This window comes from Rhizobium altiplani (assembly GCF_001542405.1).
In the GTDB taxonomy this organism is placed as follows: domain Bacteria; phylum Pseudomonadota; class Alphaproteobacteria; order Rhizobiales; family Rhizobiaceae; genus Rhizobium; species Rhizobium altiplani.
In genome coordinates this window covers 205,743-232,151 of record NZ_LNCD01000124.1, presented here as the reverse complement: position 1 = coordinate 232,151, position 26,409 = coordinate 205,743, and the positions used below count along the sequence as shown (strand labels likewise).

At 56.5% G+C, this 26,409-nt stretch carries 25 protein-coding genes; 10 read left to right on the top strand and 15 right to left on the bottom strand.

The genetic code is table 11. The annotated features are described in order from the left end of the window. Positions 1-248 precede the first annotated feature (248 nt). Positions 249-857 (bottom strand): hypothetical protein, encoded by a 609-nt coding sequence (locus AS026_RS31400; RefSeq protein WP_062374465.1) that lies wholly within the window; start codon positions 855-857, stop codon positions 249-251. Between the two features lie 997 nt (positions 858-1,854). Here AS026_RS31400 and AS026_RS31395 point away from each other — a divergent pair. After that, positions 1,855-2,130 carry a hypothetical protein gene (locus AS026_RS31395; RefSeq protein WP_131815358.1) on the top strand — a complete coding sequence of 92 codons (276 nt, stop codon included), beginning with the start codon at positions 1,855-1,857 and terminating at the stop codon, positions 2,128-2,130. A gap of 95 nt (positions 2,131-2,225) precedes the next feature. Beyond that, positions 2,226-2,552, top strand: coding sequence for an NINE protein (locus tag AS026_RS38910; RefSeq protein WP_082728637.1), 327 nt, complete (start codon positions 2,226-2,228; stop codon positions 2,550-2,552). 53 nt (positions 2,553-2,605) lie between these two features. On the opposite strand, the gene AS026_RS31385 is transcribed toward AS026_RS38910, so the two are convergent. The 6 genes from AS026_RS31385 to AS026_RS31360 all read right to left on the bottom strand — a co-directional run bounded on the left by AS026_RS31385 (position 2,606) and on the right by AS026_RS31360 (position 7,465). After that, positions 2,606-4,714 carry a GDSL-type esterase/lipase family protein gene (locus AS026_RS31385; RefSeq protein ID WP_062374461.1) on the bottom strand — a complete coding sequence of 703 codons (2,109 nt, stop codon included), beginning with the start codon at positions 4,712-4,714 and terminating at the stop codon, positions 2,606-2,608. A 25-nt stretch (positions 4,715-4,739) separates the two neighbouring features. Beyond that, positions 4,740-5,027 carry a hypothetical protein gene (locus AS026_RS31380; RefSeq protein ID WP_062374459.1) on the bottom strand — a complete coding sequence of 96 codons (288 nt, stop codon included), beginning with the start codon at positions 5,025-5,027 and terminating at the stop codon, positions 4,740-4,742. Between the two features lie 780 nt (positions 5,028-5,807). Next, the gene (locus AS026_RS31375; protein WP_062374455.1) at positions 5,808-6,032 is read right to left on the bottom strand and encodes a hypothetical protein; all 225 of its coding nucleotides are present in this window, start codon (positions 6,030-6,032) and stop codon (positions 5,808-5,810) included. Continuing rightward, on the bottom strand, positions 6,029-6,370 hold the full coding sequence (locus AS026_RS31370) for a hypothetical protein (RefSeq protein ID WP_131815357.1): 342 nt from the start codon (positions 6,368-6,370) through the stop codon (positions 6,029-6,031). Before AS026_RS31370 ends, AS026_RS31375 begins: the two co-directional genes overlap by 4 nt. A 9-nt stretch (positions 6,371-6,379) precedes the next feature. Then, complete coding sequence (locus AS026_RS31365; protein WP_062374450.1) at positions 6,380-6,841, bottom strand: hypothetical protein; 462 nt, start codon at positions 6,839-6,841, stop codon at positions 6,380-6,382. A gap of 15 nt (positions 6,842-6,856) precedes the next feature. Continuing rightward, positions 6,857-7,465 carry an NUMOD3 domain-containing DNA-binding protein gene (locus AS026_RS31360; protein ID WP_062374447.1) on the bottom strand — a complete coding sequence of 203 codons (609 nt, stop codon included), beginning with the start codon at positions 7,463-7,465 and terminating at the stop codon, positions 6,857-6,859. A gap of 252 nt (positions 7,466-7,717) precedes the next feature. Here AS026_RS31360 and AS026_RS31355 point away from each other — a divergent pair, with 252 nt between their 5' ends. Further along, positions 7,718-8,812, top strand: coding sequence for a hypothetical protein (locus tag AS026_RS31355; protein ID WP_062374444.1), 1,095 nt, complete (start codon positions 7,718-7,720; stop codon positions 8,810-8,812). 373 nt (positions 8,813-9,185) lie between these two features. Here the strand turns inward: AS026_RS31355 and AS026_RS31350 are convergent, their stop codons facing one another. Beyond that, positions 9,186-9,431: a hypothetical protein gene (locus AS026_RS31350; protein ID WP_062374441.1), complete on the bottom strand. Its 246-nt coding sequence runs from the start codon at positions 9,429-9,431 to the stop codon at positions 9,186-9,188. A gap of 151 nt (positions 9,432-9,582) precedes the next feature. Between AS026_RS31350 and AS026_RS31345 the strand changes: the two genes are divergently transcribed. Beyond that, positions 9,583-9,852, top strand: coding sequence for a sunset domain-containing protein (locus AS026_RS31345; protein ID WP_062374439.1), 270 nt, complete (start codon positions 9,583-9,585; stop codon positions 9,850-9,852). Positions 9,853-9,946: 94 nt separating this feature from the next. On the opposite strand, the gene AS026_RS31340 is transcribed toward AS026_RS31345, so the two are convergent. Continuing rightward, the gene (locus AS026_RS31340; RefSeq protein ID WP_062374437.1) at positions 9,947-11,080 is read right to left on the bottom strand and encodes a hypothetical protein; all 1,134 of its coding nucleotides are present in this window, start codon (positions 11,078-11,080) and stop codon (positions 9,947-9,949) included. Between the two features lie 57 nt (positions 11,081-11,137). After that, entirely contained in the window at positions 11,138-11,488 is a 351-nt protein-coding gene (locus tag AS026_RS31335; protein ID WP_062374434.1) for a hypothetical protein, read from the bottom strand. A gap of 102 nt (positions 11,489-11,590) precedes the next feature. Here AS026_RS31335 and AS026_RS43770 point away from each other — a divergent pair, with 102 nt between their 5' ends. The 3 genes from AS026_RS43770 (at position 11,591) to AS026_RS31320 (ending at position 13,767) form a co-directional block, all read left to right on the top strand. Beyond that, entirely contained in the window at positions 11,591-12,022 is a 432-nt protein-coding gene (locus tag AS026_RS43770) for a hypothetical protein (protein ID WP_245307696.1), read from the top strand. Positions 12,023-12,538: 516 nt separating this feature from the next. Beyond that, complete coding sequence (locus tag AS026_RS31325; RefSeq protein WP_062374432.1) at positions 12,539-13,324, top strand: hypothetical protein; 786 nt, start codon at positions 12,539-12,541, stop codon at positions 13,322-13,324. Positions 13,325-13,449: 125 nt separating this feature from the next. Beyond that, a complete protein-coding gene (locus AS026_RS31320) occupies positions 13,450-13,767 on the top strand; it encodes a hypothetical protein (RefSeq protein WP_131815356.1) in 318 nt (105 codons plus the stop codon). A gap of 38 nt (positions 13,768-13,805) precedes the next feature. Here AS026_RS31320 and AS026_RS31315 read toward each other — a convergent pair whose 3' ends face one another. Together AS026_RS31315 and AS026_RS42510 are read right to left on the bottom strand one after the other, a co-directional pair. Further along, entirely contained in the window at positions 13,806-14,138 is a 333-nt protein-coding gene (locus AS026_RS31315) for a DUF2958 domain-containing protein (RefSeq protein WP_062374428.1), read from the bottom strand. Further along, positions 14,135-14,272, bottom strand: coding sequence for a hypothetical protein (locus AS026_RS42510; protein ID WP_167354924.1), 138 nt, complete (start codon positions 14,270-14,272; stop codon positions 14,135-14,137). The genes AS026_RS31315 and AS026_RS42510 overlap by 4 nt, the downstream gene beginning before the upstream one ends. A 254-nt stretch (positions 14,273-14,526) precedes the next feature. On the opposite strand from AS026_RS42510, the gene AS026_RS31310 reads away from it, so the two are divergent. Beyond that, positions 14,527-16,050 carry an outer membrane beta-barrel protein gene (locus AS026_RS31310; protein ID WP_062374426.1) on the top strand — a complete coding sequence of 508 codons (1,524 nt, stop codon included), beginning with the start codon at positions 14,527-14,529 and terminating at the stop codon, positions 16,048-16,050. 65 nt (positions 16,051-16,115) lie between these two features. Here the strand turns inward: AS026_RS31310 and galU are convergent, their stop codons facing one another. Further along, positions 16,116-17,003 carry a UTP--glucose-1-phosphate uridylyltransferase GalU gene (galU, locus tag AS026_RS31305; protein ID WP_007797839.1) on the bottom strand — a complete coding sequence of 296 codons (888 nt, stop codon included), beginning with the start codon at positions 17,001-17,003 and terminating at the stop codon, positions 16,116-16,118. A 199-nt stretch (positions 17,004-17,202) separates the two neighbouring features. On the opposite strand from galU, the gene AS026_RS31300 reads away from it, so the two are divergent. After that, entirely contained in the window at positions 17,203-18,426 is a 1,224-nt protein-coding gene (locus AS026_RS31300) for a lytic murein transglycosylase (protein WP_018859913.1), read from the top strand. Between the two features lie 61 nt (positions 18,427-18,487). Continuing rightward, positions 18,488-19,720, top strand: a complete 1,233-nt coding sequence (locus AS026_RS31295) for an SGNH/GDSL hydrolase family protein (protein ID WP_062374424.1) — start codon at positions 18,488-18,490, stop codon at positions 19,718-19,720. Between the two features lie 118 nt (positions 19,721-19,838). On the opposite strand, the gene AS026_RS31290 is transcribed toward AS026_RS31295, so the two are convergent. Together AS026_RS31290 and gltB are read right to left on the bottom strand one after the other, a co-directional pair. Then, complete coding sequence (locus tag AS026_RS31290; protein WP_026372160.1) at positions 19,839-21,293, bottom strand: glutamate synthase subunit beta; 1,455 nt, start codon at positions 21,291-21,293, stop codon at positions 19,839-19,841. 222 nt (positions 21,294-21,515) lie between these two features. Then, positions 21,516-26,237, bottom strand: a complete 4,722-nt coding sequence (gene gltB, locus AS026_RS31285) for a glutamate synthase large subunit (protein ID WP_062374421.1) — start codon at positions 26,235-26,237, stop codon at positions 21,516-21,518. Positions 26,238-26,409: the final 172 nt, after the last annotated feature.

Sequence of the window (26,409 nt, the reverse complement as noted above, 5' to 3'; positions counted from 1 at the left end):
ACGTTGAATGTCAGCGGAAGTTGCAGCCGAAAAAACTAAAGGGCGAGCAATCTTTTCACTCGCCCTTTGATTGCAAAGGCTTAAAGTGGCCTACCCCACGGTTTTCACGGGTTCGGACGGAAATATCGTGGGATAGGCTGGCTGGTGCGGGTGGATGTGTTGATACGCAGCTGTCCACGACAAGCGTTGTCGCAACACTGATCCACTACTGATCCCTTCGCGTGCTGTTACTTCCGAGCCTCCAAGCCTCATTCATCATCTAAACTATCCCCGGCGCGATAGTTACCTTCAGGGTAATCCCTATCCTTCAGCCAATAGCCGTATCCTTTGAGATTGATAATTCCCTCCTCCGCCCCAGCACGCCAGAGCATTGTAGAAAGTACCATATGCGGATTCTTTCCGGATATGATTATGCTACGGTCCGCTAACGCTTCGAATAATGCGGCACGAGATACAGGAGCATCCGAAGCCTCAATAATCTCTCGTGAAATCTTGGCGATTTCCTCTTTCCGGGGATTATGCGTTGCTATTGCGGTCCGTGGAAAAACCAAGGCGGGTTTCTGAGGTGTATCTTCCGTATCTTTGTTCTGAGCCTCGATACTCTCCGCCACTACGTCTTGAATTTTTCCATCTAGCGACTGAAGCGTAGTGAGTATTTGGTTCATGCCCGTTACGAGTTTTTCAATACGAGCGGCAAGGATCAATTCCTCGCGTAGGAATTCATTGATTTGCGCCAAACGCTCACGATGTACAGCGATACGCTTTTGACTATCCCGCCTTAACTGCAGGACCTCATTGAGTCTTGCGCGTGCGTCATCCAGCCTCTTGGCAATGTCGGCTTCGAATTCGTCTGTCATCCTGTGTATCCCGTGCTGGAAACACAATCGCACAAGATACAGAAAATCTCAACCTGAATCTGAAATCCGCCCCTTGCGAAGATACAGGAGATACGGTAGGATTAATCATTGCTTAAGAAATTAAGGCTCGTATCGACTGCAATTCGATACGAGCCCTAATTCAAGCAGACCGGGAAGACCGAATAGACGACAGGCGTCCTGCGGGTCTCGTCCGGCGGATTGTTGTCGGCAATGCGACAAACACCTCTTAGACAAGGTGTATCTAGCATTCTCGACAGATCTGGTCAATGCGCAGTGCCTGAATGGAGGGCATCATGTCCCATCGTGCTTGTCACATGGTACGTGCCTACATTCGCTTCCGCTTTGGTCGCTTCGAACATGTTCGTAGCCATCATCGCTGCTGCGGCTAAGGGCTAAGGTGTTGAAATGGCGTGTTGTTGGTCCGAACCCCGCGACATGCCATTTCATTCACTTACCACGAGGCAAGAAACCATAGGTTAGCCGAAAACAAAAAACCTCCCAGAGTTAACCGGGAGGCTTCTTGTTCGAGCGGCTTTCTAGATGAAGAACCGCGTAAGCAGCGAGATAATTTCGGATATTTTCGGATCAAGATTGATACCGATCATCCTCCACTTCTCACCCTTGGTATTGCTATATTCCCAAGCAACCAGTGAAACCACTCGATGCCCTTTCATTGCTGCATGAGAGCCTCCAAGGCGGACCATCCCATGCTCGTTAAGCCGACGCTCGCAAGAGTTTCACCAGTTTATAAATGGCCGTTGTTGAAACCCTTGCGAGGAACCGTCGTGGCCTTTTCCTTGGGGTGCCGAAGCACCAACATAATCCGAACGTATGATCGGCCTCGCCTGGTTTCAAGGAGCGGTTGCGTAAATTTTTAGCGGATAACGCGAAGTCCCTGTCGCCTCTCGGATAGCCGCTTCTAGGCAATGGGTCATCTGACTGGTAGATTCGACTCATTGAAACTCAGAGGTGAATCGTGGGTATCGCAAAAGACTATATGATGGAGCCCGAAAGTATCGACGTGGGATTTGAATGCCCCACTCCCCAATGCGATGAGATCGTTGAGGCTTCCGTTGAACCCGCCTACTACGACACTTCCGCTGAGAATGAATCTGATATGGCCGGCTATTCGAGCACGCGCATTACATGCTTGGGCTGCAAGCGCGAATATATCGTCGAGGGACATAACTACGGAGCCGGTATGACCTACTCCGTAGTCAATTATCCAAGCATCGAGGTCGATGTCTACTAGCCGCTGTGTTCACTGTACGGCTTTTATCAATTTTATGTTGAAGATTTCGTGGCCGCAGATAATCTGCTCAAGTATTTCAGTCTGGGGATCGAATCATGCAAAAGAAGGGCTTCACTGCGTTCCTATTTTGGGCGCTGTGTCTGGTTGGGATTTGTGGAATACACCGATTTTATGTTGGAAGACCGATGACAGGGCTAATCTGGCTCTTCACGTTTGGCCTGCTCGGTCTCGGGCAATTGTTTGATTTGTTCTTCTTGGGCTCGATGGTGCGCCAAGCAAACCTGCTCAATGGTCTGCAGGCTGCTGGCCTCAACAATAACACCAATAGCAACGTGAACACGGTTGCTCCCGTTTTCAACGTCCACGTTAACGTTCCAGGAGTTGCTCCGACCGCAACTGCTGAGGCCCCAAAATCGGCCTGAGACATTTTGATGAACGAAAAGCCCGGCTCGGAGCCGGGCTTTTCGTATTTGTGTTAGCCACCTAGCACCGTAAAACCCGTTGGGATCGTGCCGGTCGTTTCGCCCGCACCAAAGCGCGATGTGATCTGTCCGCCGTCGTAGATGAAGCCAACCGGGTAGATTTTGCCGGGACCGAGCACGCTTACGTCGATACCGCCTGTATTTGCGGCTGGATCGTGCGCGGGCACGCCTTCAGCTGTCGCTCCGTTCCAGAGGCCGTCATTGACGCGCATCCAGAAACGACCGTTGTCCATATCCAACGCGAAGGAGATCACGTCTCCATCAACAATGTTCGCGAGCCATAGGTAGTCGACATCGTTGTGCTTGATAGCACCGCTCCACGCCGAATAGCCGATTGCATTCGGTGAAGTCGTTGGGTCGGCGTCATCCGCTGCGATATTACTCGTGTATTCGAGATTGCAGATACCGAATGCGTTCCAAGCCACCAATTCGGACTTCAACTCCCAATACCACTTGCCGCTGTCCTTGCCGATTGCACCGCGAACGTTCGCGTTCGACCAACCCGCCATTCCGGGCCAATTGACTGTGCGATTGCCATTGGACAGCTGGAAACTTGGGCTTGTATCCAGTGGGAACCATGTCGCTGGGAGTGCCGAGCGTGTACCTGGCCCATCGATAGCGCCCTCAAGAACCGGCTCGTAAATCTCAGCTAGCGCGGCGTAGCCGGTCTGCGTCAAGTGGATGTCGTCCTCGTTGTAGTAGGTGTAATTGGAAGCATCCGCGACCGTATCGAAACGGGTGTCTGCGCCGAAATCGAATAGGCCATCGGCGTCCAAGTCGGAGTTCCAGTAGGTGCGAATGAGTTGGTTCAACTCAACATTACCGCCCCACTGGTGATCCGGTGGGCTCCCCTCGTCCGTGGCGATAAGAGTACCGATCAAACGACGGTCGTAGCCTTGGACCTTTGCCTTCTGCAGAATGCTACGTAGGTTCCGGTAAATCTGCTTGTCCGTGAAAGAGTCGTTCTTGTCGTTGGCGCCTGCCAAGATCGTATAGATGTTGAGGTCTGCTTCCGGGTCGAACGATGCCCCACCACGTCCCGGCCAGAATGAAGGCGTGTCAATGTCTTCGGCTCGAATACCTGCGGTCGCAATGTTGTCCAAAACGTAGTTGGGACCAGCTGGAAGATTGCTGACGGCGACCTGCGGGTAGGCCATCGTTTCCGGGTCGGGGCTCATGTAGCCGTTACTGATGGAGTCACCTTCCGCGACAATGTTAATCTTGAGCGGGATTTCGCCAGATACGACCGGACCAACCTCGTCGGCCTCTGCTGTGGTCGAACCACCCAAGTTTGTAGCCGTGACCTTAAAGCCGATCAGCGACCCGACATCGATGGCCGTAAGAGCCAGCGTGTTTGAGGTAGCGCCGTCGATTGCAATGCCATCGCGTGTCCAGACGTAGGTGAAGCCCGTTGGGCTGTTGCTCCACGTGCCATTGCTACCGGTGAGAGTTTCGCCCATCTGCGCAGTGCCGGTGATAGCTGGAGCGACCATATTGACCGGAGCATTCTGCGAGATCGGGCCAACATTATTCGTGCTGGCAGTTGTCGAGCCAATCACGTTGGTAGCCGTTACAGTCGCGGAGAACGTTGTGCCGTAATCCTCGGCCATGAGCGCAAAGATATTGGCGGTTGCTCCGCTCAGTGCAGTACCGTTGCGGAACCACTGATACGAATAGCTCGAAGGGCTGTTCTGCCATGTGCCGTCGCTGACCATAAGCGTAGAGCCGACAAGCGCACTGCCGGTGATCGCAGGGGTAACGGTGTTGACTGGCTTTGCCGTGATCGGCTTTGCTTTGACCGCAACCGTAGCTGCGGAACTAGCTGCGGCTGAACCAAACGAGTTCGTTGCCGTAACGGTGACGGTCAGGGTGGTGCCGATCTGTGTATCCGTAACGTTGAACGTGCGGGCTGTAGCGCCTGGAATATTCGTGCCATTGGCCTTCCATTGGTACGCATAGCCGTCTGGGCTTTGTGCCCATACGCCAGTGCTTGCCGTTAGTTTCTGGCCGCTCTGCGCTAGGCCGGTGATCGAAGGGACTACCGAATTAACGGGAACCTCTGTCGGTGGAGCCGGTGGCACATACGCGCCAGTCGGGCTCATAGAAAAGTGCCATCCGAAACCCATGTTAGCGAGAGCCCAGAACCGCGCGAATCTTGGAGTTATTCGAGGATGGGGTCAGCACGTAAACCTTGTCCGTCGCGTTCAGGTTCAGGCTAAAGGACGTGTCGCGCTCGCGCTGCAAGACAATGTAGTCGTCGGAATCGACTTCCGGTTCAGCTACGGCGATTGCCACGTAAATGCTTGGTGTCGTGGGGTCTACTTGAATGCTGATCGAGGCGACCGCTGCGCCATCGGCAACCAGTGTCCACTCCGTATTCGTAGCTGAGATTGAGATTGATGTGTTTGTTGCCATTAGTGCACCTCTGAATTTGTGTGCACGTATTTATTAGGTTTTGCGAATTTTCAGTCGGTTGTTGACATCGGAGAAAAAGCGATATTCGGGGCTGGCGTTAAGAATCCGCTACTACTATATTTCGTGTTTGCAGCCATCATCACCACAAGGTACGGAGAAGCATTCTATGATGAGGTCTGCATATGGAAATCATATGGAAAAAGGGCGTCGGGTTTAAGTTCTCGGTTACTCCGAGACTTGCGCTCGGCCTTGTCGGATTTGTGGCCGCTACTATAAGTGCCCCAGATTACCTACCCGGATTACTATCGATCCTTCGTGCGGGATCGGCGGGTTATTAGGTTTCCGAGATTGATTCGGTAAAACTCCCCCAAAATGCTGGACATTTACTGAGATTTGTCGGGATCAACGAGACTTGTTAGTAAGTCGGAATCACCAAACGAAAACAATGTGTAAGCGCGAAAACCGACCCACAACACTTACGAGAACATATCGAATACGCGAGCCTACGACTCGACAACCCCTTGCGCTGACTCCCTGAATCTTTCATATTGCGCAGCAGCAGCAGCGGCACATTTTCTTTTTTTAAGGAAAAGTGCGCGCATGGAACAAAACTCCCTTATGTTTGAAGGCTTTGGCGTCAAAGCAACCGCTTTGGGTACGTTACCTGTTGCGGGTCTCTTAGGGCTGCTAGCTCTGTATCTGATCACGAGAACTATTCTGTGGCACAGACAGGCTTCGAAGCCGGTACGTCGTGGAAGATCGGCGAATAAATGAAAAACCTCAGATACCTTCGTCTTCCGACTCTGTGCGTTTCAGCACTTCCGAATAGGTAAGCAGGCCGTCCGCGTCGAGAACGGAAGGATCTGGTTGACCGTCGAGAAGCATGAGGCGTGTGATTTCTTCCTCGTATTGCTGAATCAACGTTTGCACCCACTGCGATTGATTGCCGTTGTCGCGGATATGGATAAGGGCTGATAGTCCCGCCCTCGCCTCGTTCAAATTCACTGTGCACCTCCATTCCAGGCGAGTTTCGCAACGATGAAGCGTTCGCCATTCGCAAACGCGGTTAGCATGTGAACGAAGAAATCGGTACGCTCCGTAATCATGCCTTTGGTAAATTGTGCGCTGATATCACTGTCGAGTGTTGCCCAATGATCAGCATCCTTGCGGGTCGGATAGCGATTGCGGAAATCTGTTTCACTCAACTTTTCATCTAGCCGTTTTTTATTTGCCATAACGACCATTAAAGGAGATGGCGCACCACCGCTTGCGATGATCGAGTTCCATAAGGTCTCGAAATCCTCGCGTACATTCCTAACCGATGTAGTTTTGAACGTTGCCATCATCGCACCTCACTTCGCTGGAACGGCGATCTGAGACACGCCGATTGCACTGAGGATTTGATTGATCGCTGTTAGCTGCTTCACGCTGAGGTCTTCGCCAACACGACCGCGAACGTACTTGTGGGGCTTTCTCAGTTTCGCAGCCACGCCCTCCAGGACTTCGCGAAGCGTGCTGTACTTGCGCAGTTTCGAGCCCCAAATCCCGCTGTTCTTGTCGAGGATCAGATTCACGCTGACATAGGTTGCTGGATCGTCCTTGCTCGTGCGCAGGACATCAAGAGCACGAACTGAAACCGATAGCTCGGCATGTTCGTCATCAGAAAGACGCACGTAGTAGACGCTGGACTTGCCGGTCTGCGATGGCCGCTCGATGATGTAACTGGTCGCAACCGAGTTGACGATGCCATTAGCATTATTCGTGCTGGACGTTGCCGGGGCTGTTTCGAAAAGTTCTGTGTCTAGGGTTTGCATGGGATTTTCTCCTTCTTATTGTTGTTCGGCACGCTTCGCGGCCCAATACGCTGCACGCTTCGCGGCCATCTTCGCCTTAGTTTCTTCACTCATCGTGCGCCCCCTTCGGGCAGCACTGATTTTCGCCTTTGTCTCCTCTGAGCGCGTCTGACCAAGGTTGCTTTGCTTGATGCGGGCTTTCGTTTCCTCGGAATGTTTCGTGCCAGTACGCGCCAGAGCAATCGCATCTTTCGATTCCTGTGTATGCTTGTCGCCCTTTTTGAAATGCTGGTTGCGACGGCTTTGCTCGCGGTTCACGAATACTGCCGTTTCCATATTTAGGGTTCCGGTCGCCCTCGCCTCGCGATTTCTCCATGTCAGCACGTAGCCGGTCGCGCTTTCCATGAACTGCTTGAACGTGCCGCTCTTGAACTCCTGCTCCATGCGCTGGCGACGAGCCTTGGTGATTAGTGAAAGATATTGATCGAAGGTCAGCTCAAAGCCAATGCCAGCAGCCACCTGTCGGCGGTGCGAACTCTCATACATGCGGCAGAGGATTGTCATCAGCGGCTTGCTGATCGAGTGACCTTGAAAATCTGATTGAATAGACGCGAGGACATCTCGCGGATTGAAATGCATTGTCATCATAAACTCCTGTCGGCAGCACCAATTCCCAACGGCTGCGTTCAGTTCTATTTATGCCTGGAGGTGTCATCCTTTGGTGGAATCACAGAAAACCCGGATCAACGGTTGGGCCATCGATCCGGGCGGAGATTTATGACTTGCCTTGCGGCGAACTATTTATAAAATTAAACAAAACCTATTTTAGCATCTTCCAATATACAATTTATTATAGTATACAACGAAACCTCAATTCTTCGTTGGGAGGTTCCGTTGATGCGAACTCAAGCATTATCACTCTTTGCTGGGACGGCTATTCTCACATTGGCAACGTTTTTCCCAACTTATGTAATGTCACAAGAGATTTGTAGAGCAACTTATCAGAATGCCATTCGAAATATCTCATACGAAACTGCAACCAATCAAGAATTAGATTGGACATTTGACAAATACTGCGATCGAGAGGGAACGGCTCGCAACTTTACCGATAACACAGGCGCAGGCTTCACGTTCGACAATCTGAAATTCAACTTCACTTCCAATAAAGGGGCTACTGAAGAGCGAAAGAAGGAATTTTGCAGAGCGTACGCTCACGATCGGTACAACTTCAGCCGTTACACCTCTTATAAGAATGACGTCCAAGTTGCAGCTCTGCAATCGTTAAACGAGTGCGTTAATTTCGCCACGAGAGGGATCGAATTTGCAGCCTCGCAGGTAGGCATTTCCAGTGGAACAATTGCAGCGACGTTTAAGAACCGAACGACTAACCTGTACGTCAATGCTGTCGTTTACGATCCCAACCTGTTGTCTTGCCGCGTTAGCGCCGAGGGTCTAACTCGCTCGCCAAACCTGGAGAGGCGAGAGGCATTTGAACTCAACAAAAACTTCGCGATTACCTGCGACCGAAAAGGCATCAAGGTCGGCCAAAATATCACCTATCCTCCCGTTTCAGTAAGGCTTGAAACGAATGAAGGTGGCTATTCTGCTTCCTTCGATGGCGATGCTCTAAATGATTTCTTTACCGCCAACCAAGCGAAGGAGCTCAATGACAGACTGCAAACAGAAGTTGCAAAACAGACAGAGCGGTTCACCACTGAGCAGGGTCGTTTCGCCACGTTGCAGGATCGTATCTCCAATGCAAAAGTTCGCGTATTTCGATTCTACAATGCAAACAAAGGCGACGATGGCGGTCTCCCGGGATATCGATGGAGCTGCGTGAGCGATGCTGAGAAGGATAGCCGCTCTCAAGCGGCTTGTGGTGGAAGCCGGTATTTCCGAATCCGAAATCCCGACCAGTCCTTTGCCTACGCAGGTTGCGGCATAGATTATTACATCGTTGCATGCCTGGATTTAGATTCAAACGTACCTTGAATGCGGCCAAGAATAATTAGAACTCTGGTCCCATATATTATTTCTACGCAGTAGCACGAAGAAGTAATAAGAACATTACATCCATCTACTACGTAGTAGTAGATAGACGCAACGCCCCTACTACTACTCCGTACTTCAACGGCGGCTGACGCCTCGCTTCGCGTTTTTCGTTGGCACTCAAACCCGCTCGCTCGGACTACTCGCGGTCGCTAACGCTCCTTCCGAATTGGGAATTCCCAATTGGAGTTTTTGGCATAGCCGTTGGGGCTTGGTCGCTACGCTCCGCGTTCCCGTTTTGGGTTCTTGGGGAAAGGCTCGTCGGCCATTGGGTTATCGAGAAAGATGGGCGCGCAAAGAACCGGACCCCGCCGCCTCAATGCCGCATGTTCTCGGGTAGCACGTAGTCGCGCCCCTTTGCCTTTAGGCGGTCGATGATATCGAAGAAGAGATGATCGCGCGGCCCGAAGTCATTGAGGATCTTCTGGATACGGGCATTCACCTCTTCGTCCAGATCGACAACGCAATAGCTGTCATCGCCAATCGCCGCGACGTCGGGACTTTCCGCAATCAGCGCATCCACGAGCGCCGGGACATCGGCGGGTGTTTTCAGTTTGGTCATTGTTGTGCCTCTCCTGAATCAACAAGCCGATCATGCGGTCACTATGCGATCAATCAACGTGCAAAATTGCAGTCCGGCGAATTTTAGCGATCCCATACACTAGCCGATAAAATTCACGTGTTACAACCCTGAGAAGTCAGAGGGTTGAGATATGAAGTTTCCAGCGGTTGTAGCATTGAGTTCGGCAGCGGCGTTCTTGGGAGCCGGTGGCTACACGGTCTTGCCGACCGCGGTCACCAACGCGTTCAATCCGGCCTGCAACATCAAGGGCAATATCAGCATCAATTCGGGCGAACGCATTTTTCACGTTCCAGGCCAGCACTATTATGCGGATACTGTTATCCGGTACGAATATGGCGAGCGATGGTTCTGCTCCGAGCAAGAGGCACGCGCTGCGGGATGGCGTAAGGCGGGGTACTAGACGCGTTCAGCTAGACGCTCAGATGCATCAGGAACGCGGCCGCAGCCGAAAACGCACTACGCTTTACAGCTACAGGATTCGTGCTGCGAACACTCTATAGGGCTTCTAACAGTTCCCATTTGCCGCCTCGCCAAAGCGGAGCGTTTGTGCCGGTACCTTTGTTCTCGGAGATCGAGACCTTGTAAACTTCTCTCCCATAGATGAGCAGCATTCGATCAGGCTCGCCATTTGCGCCATAGAGGAGCCGCGCAGCTAGTCGCATATCCAGCAGCTCGGACCCTGCCCTATCCTTGAAGATCGCACTCACGGCGAACTGATAGCCCATGCTGTCATCCCGTTTCCCGGATTCGAAAATCGCGACCAGATCAGCGATGAGTTCCGAATACAGGTGCCACCAGTCACGATAGCCTTCATTAGAATGCCGCTGATAGAAACGGTGCTCGAACGCGTAGTAGGTTCCGAAAACCAGCTGCGCCTTGATGCCGTTCACATTGATCGTGCCGGTTAGTCCCTGATCGAGCCACAGCGCGACCTCGCCGATTTTGTGCCGCGCCTTTTCAATTCCACCACTGGAATCCCCAATCCCCTTAGGCGAAGCCGCCTCATGCACTACACGCGTAAGCGTGGAAGTGCCGGTGTCATGATGCGACAAAGGAGCATCATGGCCCGTAGGGACATCACTTTGCTGGTATTCGCTTGGTCTCGTCTCGTGTCGTTTTGTATCTGAATAGAGCGCAGCGAAATGAGGGTAACGTTGCGTAGGATCGCCAGAATCCTTGTGGCTCAGCTCATTCAGCGGAAAATCGGGAGAAATCGATGGCGAATCCGCTACAAACGGCTGACTATTCGCGGACATTTGCGTGACAAATGGCTGACTATTCGGTGACAAATCCGGGCCATTTCCAGTACTGGAAAAGCCTTGTGGCTCGACGGAGAATGCCTGTCGGATTCGTGCTAGGGTATTCTTATCCGCGTATCGGACCTGCTTCCGGGTCAATACGATTTCGCCAGTCCACGTGAATTTCGATTGAAACGGCACTCGCCGCTGAATGCTGCGGATCAGCGCAGCCGATTGCTTGGGGCTGAGTGGCTTCCCGAGAACGAGCGTATCGAGGATCGTGCGATGCACTTCCTTGTCCGTGCGATTATCCCGAAGACTTCTGTCGCCGTCGTCCCAACTCTCAGCGATCTTTTCGAGAAGGTAGAGCCAGCGAGGATTGTTTGCCATGAAAACACCGATACCTGAATGTCCCTCTAGGTATCGGTGAATTGAATAAAATTCGGTTTATCGCTCAGTGCTGAGGATATGAACGAGAATGTCTTCGCCATTGGCCCACGCACGGAGCGTGTCATATTCAGCAAGTGTCAGATACGGTTCCCACTGTGGAACGGATATGCCGATGCTGTGCGAATGACCGGGCGTCGAAACGCGGTGAGAATGATTGCCGTACTGCGCTGCTATAGCTGCATTCTGGTAGGTCAGGCCATATGGGGCGCTAAAGGAGTTCAAGGTGAGGACCGCTTGTTGGACACGATCCTCGTAGGCTTGCCGCTCAGTGTCTAGACGATCCATGATCTTCTTGAGGAAGGCGACAGCGGTTTGATCGTTGCGGGTGAATTCGGGCTTGTCGGTCATTGGGATTTCGCTCCTCTTGTTGTTGTTGCGTATTTATCAGACCAACGAAAAACCCCTCCTGTCGGAGCGTTGACAGAAGGGGCTGCTTGGAGTTGTGATCCCATGACCAAGACCACAACGTATTTATTGCCTGATTTCGGAAACCCACTGCTCTACGGTGAGAAGTCGCGCCGACACGCCGATCACCAGGCTGGAACAACTGCTTCCGTGGAATTGGAAACTGACACCGACAACAGCCGTTGCGGCATAGGATCAACGATGGACCGCAAAGCCAACCGAGCTATCATTCGCAAGACACTGCTCTCCGATTGGGACCCGATCGGGGTATCGGACATTCCTGAAGCGGCAGACGAGTATGATGCCTATGCCGACACCGTCTTCAGCATGTTAGTCAACCAAAACGCCTCCGTTGATGACGTTGCTCAGTATCTCTTCAAAATCGCGACGGAGCATATGGGGCTTTCGTATACACAACTGGCAGAACGTTGCGACAAGGCAGCAAGAGCAGTCGCTGCATTCCGACCAGACCTCTGAGAGGGAACACAGCTAAAATCTACGCATCAGAGCCTGATGCGGTGCTCACCAGATGCTTACTCATCCGCTAAATACGTGGAAGGTTCAGGCATGGGCTTTCTCATTTGATATTCCTCCTCGGCCCTTCCCGATCTTCACATTGGGAAGGGTTTTCCATGTCAGCATGAATCGTGCTGGAAATATCACCGAGTTCTAATCGACCTTGCATCACAGAGCATGTGGTAGTGAACGACGAGTGAATTCACTTCTCGTTGACTACGCAAACCTGATTGTGTTGCGAAATCAGACACATCGGATAGAACCGAAACGTCAGCACATGATGTGCAGATGGAGACTTTTCCTTCTCTTGGTAGCGGTTCGGCCGACCTGGAGTTTCCCGGATTGACTTTCCCGCTTACCGAAAGGTGGCTGCGTAGGGGCATTGGCTAGCCTACGCACAGCACGGCGCAAATGCTGGTGTGACTGGGGGTCGTTTCTCAATTCCGAGAGCGGCAGAAAAAGGGAAAGGACTCTCAAATGACTACCAATGCTCTCACCATCGACCTCAACAACGTAGCTGCAATCAAGTCCTTCGCGGACACTGATTTCACGATGGCCTTCAAGCCGATCACCTCGGCTCAGGATATCGCGGACGCGATTGCGTTCGGGGAGGAGATGGAAAGTGCGAACTTGGCAAGCGCCGGGCTCAGCACCAAACTGCTCTATTGGGACTTTGCTCGCATCGTCCACTTGGCGCAGGAAGTGCAGAAGAACCCGAACGTTTGGCAGGCCTTCAACGACGCGTGCCACCAGAAGGGGGTAAGCGTTCCGAAGGAGGACGCTAACCTGTATATCCGCCACGCTGAATTGCTCATGGGCACTCATCGGGTGGGTCAGACGCCGAAGTTGGATGGCAAGTGGAGGAACAACCTTCGCGCTGTTCGATATCTGGTCGAAAGCAACGTGCGTCCACAAGACGTACCTGCGACGATCACAGCGGCTGTGGCTAGGGACAGCAACGGTCAGACTCTTACGAGACTGCTCGCGCTCAACGAACTGGACAAGCAGGCTCACAAGCCGAAGTCGTCCACTTTGAAGAAGTCCTCGCCGTATGGGAAAGCCGTGACGAAGGGACAGATCGAGGTTCTGCCTCCGATCTTGAAGAGTGCAACGCCTATCGAGTTGAACTTCAATTCGGAAGGCTTCGCTCTGGCCGTTGTCCGCAAGGGTGCTAATGACATCGCAGAAGTCCTCTACGATGCTCGTTTGGCCGACAAGTTCGTAATGAAGGGCGTTCGCGACGGCTTCAAGGCTATCGTGTAATGTGACTGACAAGAAAGGCCGGGGCGTCAGAACCCCGGCCTTTAGAGTCTTGATACGCTCGCAACAACTACATAGTCGATCATTGAATATCCAACTGCGCCGACTAGGCTATGGTTGGATGATTCGTGGAGAAAACCTTGCCGCTGTATCGCAATTCGCAGATGACCATGTATTTTCCCGAGGAGACGGTCTCAGAGAGATGGCCATGTGATGTACGCATCGACGAAGGAATTATTGTCGTGTCGTACTCGTCTCCCGAAGGCCATGTCGTTTACAAAGGCACTGAACTACAGCCGGGACATTTCAAGTTGACCTCAACTGAAAACGCCACAGGTAGCGCCACGCTGCATCGATTCGAGGGTGCGGAAACCCTTGAAGGAAGTTGGTATGAAGATCGTGAGTTCGGGATGTGGCAGATCGACTTATCCGATCTTGAAAGGTGAAATGGAAGTGGCCCGAGCTAATCGGGCCATCCTCGTTCTTAGATTTCTACGATACGGCCAGCTGCACGAGCAGCGTAGGTGTATTCGGATAGTGGGCGTGTTGGGCGGAAGTGCAAATCGCGCTCGATCGTCAACCCGAATGGCCCTTTGATGCTCTCCAACTCCTCAACGCTGACGTATCCGAGTTCGGGAGTGCCTTGGCCTACATCACAAAGGCCGAAGCAACGGCCATCAGGTTCCATTTCGGTTACCAGCCATGTCGCATTCGCCCAGGGGGTGAACCATTTGACGACCGGGATATGATCGGCCTCGCGTGCCTCGACATTATTGCGGATCAACTGCGCACGTAGTTCCGGGGTCAACAGGATCATACCGATGCCATCCCCTTCACCTCAACGGTGAAACGCTGTTCGATCAATCTACGCTCGGCCTTCCATTCAGCTACGGTTGCGTAGGTCTGTGAAAACTCCACGCCATCAATTTTGCCCCATACTTTGAATTGCATTTGCGTTCTCCATACTCAACTAACACGAGAACACTATTGCCGTTGTCCAGAATTGCGAGCGCAGAGTTGGTCGGACGCCAACTCTTTTTTACGAAGGATTAACCATAAAATAACGTTTCCCGCGCATTATGCGCTGCATACATCTGAAGCGTATTTTCTATTTGTTTTCACACGCTTAGAAGTTTCTCGTTGTGTATGTAAAACAGCAATAGACTTTACGTTCGGGTAACGCTTCGACGCATGCCAGGATACACATGAGCCATTGGAAGGACACGAGCAGTCTCACGCCGCTCCGCGCGACGGGCTTTGCCGTGTCCATGGCTCTGATGGCAGGCACTTTCCTCGCGCCCCACGCCGTACTTGCGCAGTCGACGCCCGTTTCCAACAGCTCGATCCGCTCGTCGACCGCACCTGCTGCTGCGGCGGTGGAGGATGAAGGCGATATCCCTGAAACACCGGCCGGCACTATGTCACCGGCCGACAATGCGGCGCCAGCAGCCACTGCTGCGCCGATTGCGGCTGCCGATCAAAAACCGAGCGACGAGACGACCGGTGCGATCCTCGATGAGGACATGATACGCCTCAACACGCGCGAAGCGCCGCTCGACGAGCGGCTGCCGGCCCGCAAGCCGGAGCCGAATCCGGCGGCCGAGGAAACGCCGGGCATCCGCATCGGCACCTTCGTCCTGCGTCCGACCGTTACCCAGAGCATCAACACCGAGACGCAGAAGGACGCCGGCATCAAACAGACGCGTGGCTTCCTCGAAACGGATCTGCACGCCACGCTGACCTCCGACTGGGCGCTGCACCAACTCACGGTGACCACCGACGGCGCCTGGCAGAAGAACGTCAGCGGCAAAGGCGAGGAACAGCCGGATTTCAGGATCGACGGCGACCTGCGGCTCGATCTTCCCGAGGATACGACCGCACATATCATCGGCGGCTACCATTTCTACCGCGAAGACACTGATGATCCGAATGCCATCCAGAACGCGGACCAGCAATCGGATGTTCAGGAATTCAGCACCGGCGCCTCGATCGAACGCGACTTCGGCATCCTGCGCGGCAGCACCGCTATCGATGTCAGCCGTACGATCTATTCCGACGCGACATTGTCCGATGGAACGACCGTTTCGCTGGCCGATCGCAACGAGACGAGCGGCACGATCCGCGGCCGCATCGGCTACGAGCTTTCCCCGGCTCTCATCCCCTTCATCGAAGGCAATGTCGGCAAGACGGTCTATGACGAGAGTATCGATTCCGCCGGCTTCCGCAGGTCGGGAGATAGCTATGGCGCCAAGGTCGGCGTCGAGCTCGATTTGGGTGAAAAGCTCCGCGGCGAGGTTGGGGTTGGCTATCAGACTGCCACCTTCGACGACGACCGCCTCTCGGACATCGACGCGGCCGTGGTGGATGCTCAGCTATTCTGGTCGCCGCTCAGAGGTACGGACGTCAACATCGGCCTGCTGACAAGCATCAACCCGTCGACGACAGCTGGCGAATCCGGCTACGTTTCGCATGCTTTGACGACGGGCGTCACGCATCAACTGCGTGATAATCTGACAGGCACTGTCCTCGGCGGCATCATCTATCGCGACTATCCGTCGGATAGCCCGACCAGCGACGAGACGGTCTACACCACGAGCGCCGGGCTGACCTGGAACATCAACCGCTACCTCGATATGACCAGCACCATTGGCTACGAGCTGACGTCCCGCAAGACAAGCAGCGATTCCGAGCAATGGCGGGCCGGCGTCGGTCTGAAACTGAAGCACTGAAACGAAATCCGCCTCCAAGTGGGAGCCTTGGAGGCGGACTGATTCGTTTGACAGGCAGGCTGGTTTCAGAGGCCCTTCAGCAGCGCCTTGAAGCCTTCCTCGACGGTCGGGCGGATGTCCGCACGTTCCAGGGCGAAGGCCACGTTGGCCAGGATGAAGCCGTCCTTGGCGCCGCAGTCATAGGTCGTGCCGCGGAAGTGATAGCCCGCGAACGTCTGGTCCTTCAGCAGCTTCAGCATGCCGTCGGTCAGCTGGATTTCGTTGCCAGCGCCTCGTTCCTGGGTTTCCAGGATCTTGAAGACTTCAGGCTGCAGGATATAGCGGCCGTTGATGAAATAGTTCGACGGTGCCGTGCCCTTGGCAGGCTTCTCGACCATGCCGGTGATGCGGAAGCCATCACCGATCGCTTCGCCGACGCCGACGATGCCGTACTTGTGAGCTTGATCCGGGGCGCATTCCTCGACGGCGATGATGTTGCCGCCGCTCTGGGCATAAAGGTCGATCATGCCCTTCATGCATCCCTTGCCTTCGCTCTTCATGATCATGTCGGGCAAGAGCAGCGCAAACGGCTCGTTGCCGACGATCTCGCGAGCACACCAGACGGCATGGCCGAGGCCAAGCGGCTCCTGCTGACGAGTGAAGCTGACCGTACCAGCCTTGGGAAGCTGGCCAGCAAGCAGCGTCATTTCCGCCTGCTTGCTGCGCTCGCGCAGCGTCTGCTCAAGCTCGAAATGGATATCGAAGTAGTCTTCGATGATGTGTTTGTTACGACCTGTGACGAAAACGAAATGCTCGATGCCCGCTTCCAAAGCTTCGTCGACCACATACTGAATGATCGGTTTGTCGACGACAGTCAGCATTTCCTTCGGCACGGCTTTGGTGGCCGGGAGAAAGCGAGTCCCGAGACCCGCGACCGGAAATACAGCTTTGCGAACTTTTTTATGCTCTGCCACACAATCCTCCTGCGATAACTACACCGCTTGAAATAAAGGCATTTTTGATTGAACTAGATGCGATTTGCTACAGTTTTGCAAATGGTGACTGCGTTCCTACGTCATGGTAAAGAATTTGTTGACTTCGTTCAGGTAGTCTCAGGCCTGAGCGGAAATTTGCGCTCCGCTGTGCCTGAAACGAAAGGACGGATGACCGCCGATGACTCAAAATCACAGAAATTCCCTTCGTGGTCTTGCTATTGCACTCATCGTGACCGCGTCCGCCGGCCTGGCCCCCATCAACGCGAAAGCAGATCAGCGGTTCCAGAAGTGGATCGCGGACTTCTATCAAACTGCCGCTCAAAATGGCATCAGCAAGGCAACCTATCGCAAAGCCTTCTCAGGCGTCAGCGATCCGGATCCGACAGTGCTGGAAAAGGCTGCCTATCAGCCTGAATTTACAACGAAAATCTGGGACTACGTTGATTCCCGTGTAAATCCGTACACGGTGCAGATCGGCCGTCAGATGGCCGCCAAACATGCCTCGACGCTGAATGCGGTCCAACGCCAGTTCGGTGTGGACAAGACGATTCTCCTGGCCATCTGGTCGATGGAATCCAATTATGGCGCAGTTCTCGACAAGGACGACCGCCTGCACTACGTGCCGCGCGCCTTGGCGACCCTCGCCTATGCCGACGAACGCCGCGCGAAGTTCGCCAAGAAGCAACTCATTGCGGCGCTGAAGATCCTGCAGAATGGCGATATCTCGCCCGATGGCATGACCGGCTCCTGGGCGGGCGCCATGGGCCACACCCAATTCATTCCGACAAGCTACCTGCTCTATGCGGTCGACGCCGACGGCAACGGACATCGCGACATCTGGAACTCCGTGCCTGATGCTCTCGCCACGTCCGCCAACCTGCTGCGGAAAAACGGGTGGGATGCCGGCAAAACCTGGGGCTATGAAGTGGTGGTGCCGCCGAATGCCCGAAAACAGGTCGGTAAAACGCATACACTGGCGCAGTGGGCCTCCCTCGGCCTTAGCCGGCCGAACGGCAAGAGCTTCCGCGATGGCGGCAGCAAGGCCGTGCTCAAGATGCCGGCCGGCCCCGATGGCCCGGGCTTCCTGATGACCAGCAATTTCTTCACCATCAAGAACTACAACGCGTCGGACAGTTACGCGATTGCGGTCGGACTGCTGGCGGACGAGATCGCCGGCTACGGCGGCATGAAGCAGCCCTGGCCACGACCGAACGGTACGCTTGATATGAAGCAAAAGTTCGAACTGCAGACGCGCCTGAAGACACTCGGTTATTACGACGGCGAGGTCGACGGGAACTTCGGCAGCGGATCCAAGGCCGCGATTGCCGCGGTCCAGGCTCGCATCGGAATGCAGCAGGACGGTGAGCCATCGCTGCCGCTCCTGAACGCGCTTCGCAAGTAGACGGAATAATCGGCAACATACACTTTTGTGGTGTGGACGCGAGTTCCCGCTCCATGCGAGAATGCCGGCAGATGCGAGGCTGCTGATTATGCGTAAACGAGTACACTGGGCAACGCTCCGCTGGGGTGCGATTGGCACCGCAACGTTGGTGCTCGTCTTCAGCGCGCTGCCGGTGCACGTGGCCGATGCGCAGGAGCGGTATTACTATCGCCGCTCGATTCTCGATTTTTTCTTTGGCCGTCGCTACATCCAGGAATATCCGCCACAGGCACCGTCTCAGAACGCGCCGCAGCGACAGCCTGCGCCGAGAAGGAAAGCGCCGTCGCCGAAGGCGGCTGCGGCTCCCCGTCCCGCCGCTCCCGTCGTCGTTGAGGAAAAGGCGGTCGAGAAGCTTGCCAACGCCCAGAAGATCCTCGTCGTCGGCGATTTTCTCGCCGGCGGTCTTGGCGTCGGCATGGACGCTGCTTTCAAGGATTCTCCCGGCGTCGTGGTCGAGACACATAGCAACGTCGCCTCGGGTCTGGTCCGAGACGACTACTATGACTGGCCGCAACAGCTGACAAAATTCATGGACGAGGCGAAGCCCGCCATGGTCATCGTCATGCTCGGCGCGAATGACCGCCAGCAGATGGTGACGGATATCGGCAAGGAGAAATTCAGGACCGACGGTTGGTATGCCGAATATCAGCGCCGCGTCGTGGCCTTCGGCCAGCAGGTCACCAGCCGCAAGATTCCGCTGCTCTGGGTCGGACTGCCCGCCTTCGATTCGCCTGCGATGACCGCCGATGCCGTGCAGCTTAACCAGCTGTTCCGCAAGCAGATGGAGAGCGTCGGCGGCGAGTTCGTCGACATCTGGGACGGTTTCGTCAGCGAAGGCGGCGACTTCATCGTCACCGGCTCGGATATCAACGGCCAGCAGGTCCGCCTACGCACCTCGGATGGCATAAACCTCACGGAAGCAGGCCGACGCAAGCTTGCCTTCTATGTCGAAAAGCCCGTGCGCCGCATTCTCGGGGTACAGGCAAGCCCGGACCTCGTCCGCCTTGACACGGGCAATGCGCCGGTGATCGACGCTGTGGCAATGCCCGGCCGCACCGAGCCGATCAGCCTCTCCGATCCCAACCTGGATGGCGGCGCGGAACTTCTTGGCGGCAGGGCACTCCCGGTCAGTGCCACCAAGTCGCCACGTGATCTTCTGGTTCAGGATGGCGAGATGGCGGCTCCCCCTGTTGGCCGCGTCGATGACTATCGCATGGCTCCTGTGAAGCCCACCGCTCAGGTCACCATCAAATAGCCCGGCTGCATGAAGCCGCGCTCCAAAAACGCGCTCTTGATCTCAGTCGAACGCGAGGCTCACCAAACGAAAAAGGGCCGCTCAGAGCGGCCCAAAATCCAATCATCAACTGTGTCGCTTACCGCGGCAGAACCGTCGAGCCCATCAGGGCTTCGTCGATGGCGCGGGCGGCCTGGCGGCCTTCGCGGATCGCCCAGACCACCAGCGACTGACCGCGGCGCACGTCGCCTGCCGTCCAGAGCTTGTCGACCGAGGTCTTGTAGTCGCGGTCGTCGGCAACGACGTTGGTCGAGCCGCGACGGTCGGTGTTGAGCGTGAGCTTGCCGTCGAGTTCCTTGAGCACGCTGTCCTTGAACGGGCCGCTGAAACCGATCGCGATGAAAGCAAGGTCGGCCTTGATGATGAACTCGGTGCCGGCGATCGGCTTGCGACGCTCGTCGACTTCGCAGCACTTCACGCCGGTCAGAACGCCATCTTCACCGACGAACTCGAGTGTTGCCACCTGGAACTCGCGAATTGCGCCTTCCGCTTGCGAGGACGACGTGCGCATCTTCGTTGCCCAGAACGGCCAGACAGCGAGCTTGTCTTCCTTCTCCGGCGGCTGCGGGCGGATGTCGAGCTGCGTGACCTTCACCGCGCCCTGGCGGAACGCCGTACCGACGCAGTCCGATGCGGTATCGCCACCGCCGACGACGACGACATGCTTGGCGCCGGCGAGGATCGGGTCAGAGGCCCAGCCGACGCTGTCGATGTTTTCACGGCCGACGCGCTTGTTCTGCTGCACGAGGTAGGGCATCGCGTCATGGACGCCCGAAAGCTCGATGCCCGGGATACCCGCTTCGCGTGGCGTTTCAGAACCGCCGCAATAGAGAACCGCATCGTGGTCTGCGAGCAGCTGCTCGACCTTCACGTCGACACCGACATTGACGCCACAGTGGAAGGTGACGCCTTCGCCCTTCATCTGCTCGACGCGGCGATCGATGAAGTTCTTTTCCATCTTGAAGTCAGGGATACCGTAGCGCAGCAGGCCGCCGGGCTTGCTTTCGCGTTCGTACACGTGAACCTCATGCCCTGCGCGGCCGAGCTGCTGTGCAGCCGCCATGCCGGCCGGGCCGGAACCGACGATCGCAACCTTCTTGCCGGTGTGAACCGTTGCCGGCTGCGGACGGATGAAGCCGAGCTCGTAGGCCTTGTCAGCGATCGCCTGTTCGACGGTCTTGATCGCAACCGGCGTGTCCTCGAGGTTCAGCGTGCAGGCTTCCTCGCAGGGCGCCGGGCAGACGCGGCCGGTGAACTCCGGGAAGTTGTTCGTCGAATGCAGGTTCTGGATCGCCGCTTCCCAGTTGTTGTTGTAGACGAGGTCGTTCCAATCCGGGATCTGGTTATGAACAGGGCAGCCGGTTGGCCCATGGCAATAGGGAATGCCACAGTCCATGCAGCGCGCTGCCTGTTTCTGCACTTCCTGGTCCGACATCGGGATCGTGAATTCGCGGAAATGCCGGATGCGATCCGAGGCAGGCTGATACTTTGCCACCTGCCGGTCGATTTCCAGAAACCCTGTGACCTTACCCATATTTTCGTCCCTTACACTCATGACCGCCTCGCCTGCGGCCAGTTGTCCATCGTCAGCCTCGACAGTGGAGGCAAGTTGCTTCTTTCGACCGTCATCCAGCATATCCCTTGAGTGCTATCCACGCGTCTGCGCTGCCTGAGGCTGCTGCCGATCCGTGGGTCATTGAGATATTTCGGTCATCCGCCGCGCCAGCCTTCGCCGGCGCAACGGAAGTAAGCGTATTTACTCGGCCGCAATTCCCATGCGGGCGCGTTCCATTTCTTCAAGCGCACGGCGGTACTCGACCGGCATGACCTTGCGGAACTTCGGACGGTAGTCGGCCCAGTTGTCCAAGATCTGCTTGGCGCGGGTGGAGCCCGTGTAGTGCAAATGGTTGGAGATCAACTGGTAGAGGCGCTCCTCATCGTGGCGCGTCATGTCACCGGAGACGTCGACGCGTCCCTTGTGCATGAGGTCGCCGCCGTGATGATGCAGCTTCTCCAGCATGTCGTCCTCCTCAGGAACCGGCTCGAGCTCGACCATCGCCATGTTGCAGCGCTTGGCGAAATCGCCGGCCTCGTCGAGTACGTAGGCAACGCCACCGGACATACCGGCCGCGAAGTTACGGCCCGTTTGGCCGAGAACGACCACCACGCCACCCGTCATGTATTCGCAGCCGTGGTCGCCCACACCTTCGACGATGGCGATCGCACCCGAGTTGCGGACCGCGAAGCGCTCGCCCGCGACACCGCGGAAGTAGCACTCGCCTTCGGTCGCACCATAGAGAACGGTGTTGCCGACGATGATCGACTCTTCCGCGACGATCTTCGAATTCTCAGGTGGCCGGACGATGATCTTGCCGCCCGAGAGGCCTTTGCCGACATAGTCATTGCCGTCACCGACCAGATTGAAGGTGATGCCGCGTGCCAGGAAGGCGCCGAACGACTGGCCGGCCGTGCCCTTGAGCGTCACGTTGATCGTGTCGTCTTTGAGGCCGCGGTGGTTGTAGCGCTTGGCGACTTCGCCGGACAGCATCGCGCCAGCCGAACGGTCGACGTTCTTGATATCGACCTCGAAGGACACAGGGGTCTTCGAAGACAGTGCCGGCTCGGCCTCCGCGATCAGCTTGCGGTCGAGAACGTCGTCGATCGGGTGCTTCTGGCGTGATGTCCAGTAGGTCGCATCCTTCGGCGCCTCGACCTTGTGGAAGATGCGGCTGAAGTCGAGGCCCTTGGACTTCCAATGCGCCAGCATCTCGTCCTTCTCGAGCAGCTCCGAAGCGCCGATGATGTCATCGAGCTTGGTGAAGCCGAGCGAGGCCAGGATTTCGCGCACTTCGTTGGCGACGAAGAAGAAGTAGTTGACGACGTGCTCAGGCGTGCCCTTGAAGCGCTTGCGCAGGACCGGATCCTGCGTGGCAACGCCGACAGGACAGGTGTTCAGGTGGCACTTGCGCATCATGATGCAGCCGGCGGCGATCAGCGGCGCGGTCGCGAAGCCGAATTCGTCGGCACCGAGAAGTGCACCGATAATGACGTCGCGGCCGGTCTTCAGACCGCCATCGACCTGCAGGGCGATACGCGAACGCAGGCCGTTCAAGACAAGCGTCTGCTGCGTCTCGGCAAGGCCGATTTCCCACGGAGAACCGGCATGCTTCAGCGAGGTCAGCGGCGATGCGCCGGTGCCACCGTCGAAGCCGGAGACGGTGATGTGGTCGGCGCGCGCCTTGGCAACGCCGGCGGCAACCGTGCCGACGCCGACTTCCGAGACGAGCTTGACCGAGACATCGGACGTCGGGTTGACGTTCTTCAGGTCGTAGATCAGCTGCGCCAGATCTTCGATCGAATAGATGTCATGGTGCGGCGGCGGCGAGATAAGGCCGACACCCGGGGTCGAGTGACGTGTCTTGGCAACGGTCGCGTCGACCTTGTGGCCGGGCAGCTGGCCACCCTCGCCGGGCTTTGCGCCCTGCGCGACCTTGATCTGCAGCATATCGGCGTTGACGAGATATTCGGTCGTGACACCGAAACGTCCCGACGCGATCTGCTTGATCGCCGAACGCTCGGGGTTCGACGAACCATCCGGCAGCGGCATGTAGCGGTCGGACTCTTCGCCACCTTCGCCGGTGTTGGACTTGCCGCCGATCTTGTTCATCGCGATCGCGAGCGTCGTGTGCGCCTCGCGGGAGATCGAGCCGAAGGACATCGCGCCCGTCGAGAAACGCTTGACGATATCGGCAGCAGGCTCGACCTCGTCGACCGAAACCGGCTTGCGGCCGAGCTGTTCGGCGCTCTTGATGTTAAAGAGGCCGCGGATGGTGTTCATGCGCAAGGCCGAGGTGTTCACCATCTCGGCGAACTCGCGGTAGCGGTCCTCGGCATTGCCGCGAACGGCGTGCTGCAGTGTGGCCACCGCATCCGGAGTCCAGGCATGGCTTTCACCGCGCATGCGGTAGGCATATTCGCCACCGATATCGAGCGTGGTCGCGAGCAGCGGATCCTTGCCGAAGGCGGAGGTGTGACGCGCAACAGTCTCTTCGGCGATCGCCGTGAGATCGACGCCTTCGATCATCGTCGCGGTACCGAAGAAGTACTTGTCAACCAGTTCCTGCTGCAGGCCGATCGCATCGAAGATCTGACCGCCGCAATAGGACTGATAGGTCGAGATGCCCATCTTCGACATGACCTTGAGGATGCCCTTACCGACCGCCTTGATGTAGCGGTAGACAACTTCGGAGGCGTCCACTTCCTTCGGGAACTCGCCCTTGGCATGCATGTCGAGCAACGTGTCGAAGGCAAGATAAGGGTTGATCGCTTCGGCGCCGTAACCTGCGAGCAGGCAGAAGTGATGCACTTCGCGCGGCTCGCCGGTCTCGACGACGAGGCCGACCGAGGTGCGCAGACCCTTGCGGATCAGGTGATGGTGCACGGCAGCCGTCGCCAGCAGTGCCGGGATCGCTATACGATCAGGCCCGATCTGGCGGTCGGAGAGAACGATGATGTTGTAGCCGCCCTTGACGGCCGCTTCCGCGCGCTCGCAGAGGCGATCGAGCATCTCAGGCATGCCTTCGGCGCCACGCTCGACATCATAGGTGAAGTCGAGCGTCTTCGTGTCGAAGCGGTCTTCCGTGTGACCGATCGAACGGATCTTTTCGAGATCGCCGTTGGTAAGGATCGGCTGACGCACTTCCAGGCGCTTGGCGTTTGCCATGCCGGTATGGTCGAGAATGTTCGGACGCGGCCCGATGAACGAAACGAGGCTCATGACGAGCTCTTCGCGGATCGGGTCGATCGGCGGGTTGGTAACCTGCGCGAAGTTCTGCTTGAAGTAGGTGTAGAGCAGCTTCGACTTTTCCGACATGGCCGAGATCGGCGTGTCCGTGCCCATCGAGCCGACGGCTTCCTGGCCCGTGGTCGCCATCGGCGACATCAGGATCTTGGTGTCTTCGGTCGTGTAGCCGAAAGCCTGCTGGCGGTTGAGCAGCGACACGTCGCGGCGCAGCGCACGCGGCTCGACCGGCTTCAGGTCTTCGAGGATGAGCTGAGTGCGATCCAGCCAGTTGCGGTAAGGATGCTTGGTCGCGAGTTCGGACTTCACTTCCTCGTCGGAAACGATGCGGCCCTTCTCCATGTCGATCAGCAGCATCTTGCCCGGCTGCAGGCGCCACTTCTGCACGATATCCTCTTCAGCCACCGGCAGCGTGCCGGCTTCCGAAGCGAGGATGACGCGGTCGTCTGACGTGACGAGATAGCGGGCCGGGCGCAGACCGTTACGGTCGAGCGTCGCGCCGATCTGCTTGCCATCGGTGAAGGCGACAGCAGCCGGTCCGTCCCACGGCTCCATCAAGGCCGCATGGTATTCGTAGAATGCCTTCCGCTCGGCCGCCATCGACTGGTTGCCGGCCCAGGCTTCCGGGATCAGCATCATCACGGCATGTGCCATGGAGTAGCCGCCGCGCACGAGGAACTCGAGCGCGTTGTCAAAACAGGCAGTGTCCGACTGGCCTTCATACGAGATCGGCCAGAGTTTGGAGATATCCTCACCGAAGAGCGGCGAAGACACCGATGCCTGGCGCGCCGCCATCCAGTTGACGTTGGAGCGCAGCGTGTTGATTTCGCCGTTGTGGGCGACCATGCGGTAAGGGTGCGCCAGCTTCCAGGACGGGAAGGTGTTGGTCGAGAAGCGCTGGTGCACGAGGGCAACCGCGGACTCGAAGCGCGGGTCCGACAGGTCCTTGTAGTAGGCGCCGACCTGATAGGCCAGGAACATGCCCTTGTAGACGACGGTCGCCGACGACAGCGACACCGGGTAGAAGTTGCTCTCCTCGCCGTCGAACTCGTCGTAGATGCGGTTGGAGATCACCTTGCGGAGCGTGAACAGGCGGCGCTCGAACTCGTCGTTCGTCGCCGCGTCCTTGCCAGCGCCGATGAAGACCTGAACGTGATGCGGCTCGGTGGCGGCGATGTCGGGCGCCTTCGACAGCGAGGAGTTGTCGACGGGCACGTCGCGGAATCCGATGAAGACCTGGCCTTCATCGGTGATGACGTCCTGGATCACCTTCTTGAAATGCGCGATCTGCTTTTCGTCGTGCGGCATGAAGATGTGACCCATGCCGTACTCGCCGACCTTCGGCAGGGTGATGCCCTGCTTGGCCATTTCCTCACGGAAGAAGCGGTCCGGGATCTGAACGAGAATGCCCGCGCCATCACCCATAAGGGGGTCGGCGCCGACGGCACCGCGGTGCGTCAGGTTCTCGAGAATGAAGAGACCGTCCTTGACGATCTGGTGCGACTTCTGACCCTTCATATGGGCGACAAAGCCGACGCCGCAGGCATCGTGCTCGTTGCGTGGGTCGTAAAGCCCCTGTTTTCGCGGCAGACCGGAGGCGAATTTACGCGTATTGGCCGTCGCGCGCGTCGTTGCTGCTGCGAACTGGTCAAAACCCGTGGATGGCGTCTTCGTCATCTTTCCCTCCTGTCAGAGCCCGCGGGGCCGCGGGCGGCTTCTTGTCCCGCGCCGTCCCTGATCCTAGGTTCGACGCGTGACAGCGCTGTTGCATTATCGAAGATCCGGTCGCCGGCGGCAGGCTCTCCAGGGAAAGCACCGTTGCGCTACCGCGCCTGCCATCCGCCTCCGC